The 3,274-nt window shown below is 72.2% G+C and carries 4 protein-coding genes; all 4 read right to left on the bottom strand.

The features are described 5' to 3' along the window. Nucleotides 1–7: 7 nt before the first annotated feature. Nucleotides 8–1,090: an EscU/YscU/HrcU family type III secretion system export apparatus switch protein gene (locus tag GTR00_RS17500; protein ID WP_166612859.1), complete on the bottom strand. Its 1,083-nt coding sequence runs from the start codon at nucleotides 1,088–1,090 to the stop codon at nucleotides 8–10. Beyond that, nucleotides 1,087–1,872: a flagellar biosynthetic protein FliR gene (locus tag GTR00_RS17495; protein WP_166612858.1), complete on the bottom strand. Its 786-nt coding sequence runs from the start codon at nucleotides 1,870–1,872 to the stop codon at nucleotides 1,087–1,089. The genes GTR00_RS17500 and GTR00_RS17495 overlap by 4 nt, the downstream gene beginning before the upstream one ends. Before the next feature lie 3 nt (nucleotides 1,873–1,875). Further along, nucleotides 1,876–2,154, bottom strand: a complete 279-nt coding sequence (locus GTR00_RS17490) for a flagellar biosynthetic protein FliQ (protein WP_166612857.1) — start codon at nucleotides 2,152–2,154, stop codon at nucleotides 1,876–1,878. Nucleotides 2,155–2,283: 129 nt separating this feature from the next. After that, complete coding sequence (gene fliP / locus GTR00_RS17485) at nucleotides 2,284–3,177, bottom strand: flagellar type III secretion system pore protein FliP (protein WP_323132576.1); 894 nt, start codon at nucleotides 3,175–3,177, stop codon at nucleotides 2,284–2,286. Nucleotides 3,178–3,274 lie beyond the last annotated feature (97 nt).

Below are 3,274 nucleotides of genomic sequence, written 5' to 3'. Positions count from 1 at the left end.
GGCGGGGTCAGGCGGGCAGGGTGTGCGCCTCGCCCAGGGCCGTGGTGGCCCCGCGGGTGCGCAGGTTCATCACGAACGCCAGGACCTTGGCCACCGCCGCGTACAGCTCGGCGGGGATCTCCTGGCCGACCTTGACGCTCTTGTACATGGAGCGGGCCAGCTCGACGTCCTTCACGAGCGGGACGCCGTTCTCCTTGGCCTTCTCGCGGATCTTGGCGGCGATGGCGCCGGCGCCCTTGGCCACGACCTTGGGCGCGCCGCTGCCGGGCTCGTAGCGCAGCGCGATCGCGATGTGGGTCGGGTTGACGACGACGACGTCGGCGTCCGCCACGTCGGCCATCATGCGGTTGCGGGACATGGCCATCTGCTTGGAGCGGATGGCGCCCTTGAGGAGCGGGTCGCCCTCGGCGTTCTTGTGCTCCTGCTTGATGTCCTCCTTGCTCATCCGCAGCTTCTTCATGATCCTGCGCCGGGTCATGGCGTAGTCGGCGGCGGCGATGAGCAGGCCGACGAGCACGGTGACCACCAGCATGGAGCTGATCGCGGAGGCGGTCGTGGACAGCACCGAGGCCAGCGGCAGCACGCCCTGGCCCACCAGGTGGGGGGCCAGGCCCTTGACGACCACCCACAGCGCGCCGCCGATGAGCACGGTCTTCAGCAGCGACTTGGTGCCCTCCCACAGCGCCTGCGGGCCCCAGTGCTGCTTGAAGCCGTTGACGGGGTTGAGGGACTTGAAGTTCGGCTTGAGCTTCTTCGTCGCCGGGCGCAGGGTGCCCTGGACGCCGCCGGCGAGGACGACGGCGAGCACGGTGACCACGAGCATGGGCCCCAGGACGCCGGGCAGGGCGCCGAAGGTGTCCCCCAGCGCGGACAGCGCGCGGGCCGGCTCGGGGTCGGCGGCGACCTCGGTGACGCGGCGCAGGGCCTGCCGGCCGGTCTCGCCGCCCGCCTCGATGGTGCGCGGCACCATCAGGGCGCCGGCGGCGGTGCACAGCCAGGCGCCGATGTCCCGCGACTGCGGGGTGTTGCCCTCCTCGCGCGCCTCCTTGAGGCGCTTGGGAGTCGGCTTCTCGGTCTTCTCCCCGCTCACGCGCCACCGCCCGCGAGGCGCACGACCGTCTCGGCCATGGTGCCGGCGGAGTCGCCGACCACGCGCGGCAGCACGGACAGGGCGAAGCCGCCCAGCGTGAGGGTGATGAGGATCTTCAGGGGGAAGCTCATCGCGAAGACGTTCAGGGCGGGCGCGATGCGCGAGAGGAGGCCCAGGCCGACGTCGGCGATGAACAGCACCGCCACCAGCGGCGCGGCGATCTGCAGCGCGGAGAGCACCAGCTCGGCCAGGCCGGTGGTGAGGACGTCGGCGAGGACGCGCACGGACACCCCGGCGTCCAGCGGCAGCACCTCGTAGGTGCGCAGGAACCCCTTGAGCACCACCAGGTGCCCGCCGGAGAGCACCAGCAGCGCGGTGGCGGTCCAGTTGTAGAGCTTGCCGAAGATCGCCGTCTGGTTCTGGCTCAGCGGGTCGTAGGCGCTGGCGAGCTGGAAGCCGCCGAAGAGGTCGATCAGGTCGCCGGCGGACTGCACGGCCGCGAAGACCAGGGCGCAGAAGAAGCCGAGGGCGGCGCCGACGAGGACCTGCTGCACGACCGCGGTGGCCAGTGCGGCGGGCTCCGCGGCGGGCGCCTGCGCGCGCAGGCGCGGGTCGCCGGCCAGCGGCAGGGCCAGCGCGAGCGCGAGCATCGCCTTCACGCGGCCGTTGACGGCGCGGGAGGCGAACGGCGGTGCCAGCACCAGGAACGCGACGGCGCGCACGGAGACCAGCAGCAGGGTCAGCAGCAGGTCGAGCCCGACGGTGGTGGTGAGCCCCTGCACGCCTCAGCCGCCGCTGGTCAGCAGGTCGGGGATCTGCCCGTACAGGTCGCTCGTGAAGGTGGTCAGCTCGTGCAGCATCCACTTGCCGCACACCACGATCGCGATGCCGACGGCGAGCGCCTTGGGCACGAAGGCGATGGTCTGCTCCTGCAGCTGGGTGACCGACTGGAAGAGCGAGATGCCGAAGCCGACGGCCAGGGCGGTCAGCAGCATGGGGGCGCAGAGCTTGGCGGCGAGGACGAGAGCGGTCATCACCAGGTGGATGACGGTCACGTCGGACATCGCGGGGCCTTCCGGTTCGCAGGGGTGGTGCTCCAGGGGCGCGCGGGGCGCGGCCCCGGACGGGCGGTTCGCCCGTCCGGGTGGGCATCGGCCGATCGGGTGAGGCGCTTGAGCGCCCCGCCGGACGGCTCAGCCGCCGTAGCTGCCGATGAGGGACTCCACGACCAGGCCCCAGCCGTCCACCATGACGAAGAGCAGCAGCTTGAAGGGCAGGGAGACCGTCACGGGCGGCAGCATCATCATGCCGAGGCTCATCAGCGCGCCGGAGACGACGATGTCGATCACCAGGAACGGGATGAAGATGACGAACCCGATGATGAAGGCGGAGCGCAGCTCGGACAGGGCGAAGGCGGGCACGAGGGTGGTCAGCGGCACCTCGGCGCGGTTCCTGGGCAGCTCGCGGTCGGCGGCCTTCGTCATGAGGGCCAGCTCCTCGTCGCGCGTCTGCTTGAGCATGAACTCCTTCAGCGGCTGCGAGCCGTCGGTGAAGGCGACGGTGGTGGTCTTCTCGCCCTTGAGGTAGGGCTGGATCGCCACGTCGTTGATCGCGCTGAAGGTCGGCGCCATGACGAACATCGTCAGGAACAGCGCCAGGCCGGCGAGGACCTGGTTGGGCGGGGTGCCCTGCAGGCCCAGGGCGTTGCGGGTGAAGCCCAGCACCACGAGGATCTTGGTGAAGCAGGTCGTCAGCAGCAGCAGCGCCGGGGCCACGGAGAGCACCGTCAGCGCGATGATGATCGTGATCGACTGGCTGGGCTTGCCGTCCACGCCGTTGACGCCGTTCACGCCGACGGTGACCGAGCCGGGGGCGTCGGGCGCCGCGGGGGCGACGGGGGCCACGGGGGCGGTCGCGGCGGGCAGGGCGGCGGGCAGGGCGGCGGGCAGGGCGGCGCTGACCGCGGCGGGCGCGGTGGCCGGGGCGGCGGCGGAGGCGGTGCTCGCGCCGGCCAGCAGGCCGCCGGTCAGCAGTCCGCCGGCGAGCAGCGCGGTGGCGGCGGTCCTGCGGACGGTTCGGGTGCTCACCGGCGGGTCGTCCTCTCTCGCAGCACGTCGACTGCCTTGGTCCAGGTGGCCGGGGACAGGGCCGAGCCGTTGAGCGCGGCGGGCCGCGCTCAACGGC

The sequence above is a fragment of the Kineococcus indalonis genome (genome assembly GCF_009906395.1).
GTDB lineage: Bacteria > Actinomycetota > Actinomycetes > Actinomycetales > Kineococcaceae > Kineococcus > Kineococcus indalonis.
Note: the sequence above shows the minus strand (reverse complement) of the source record. Positions and strands in the feature narration are given on the sequence as shown.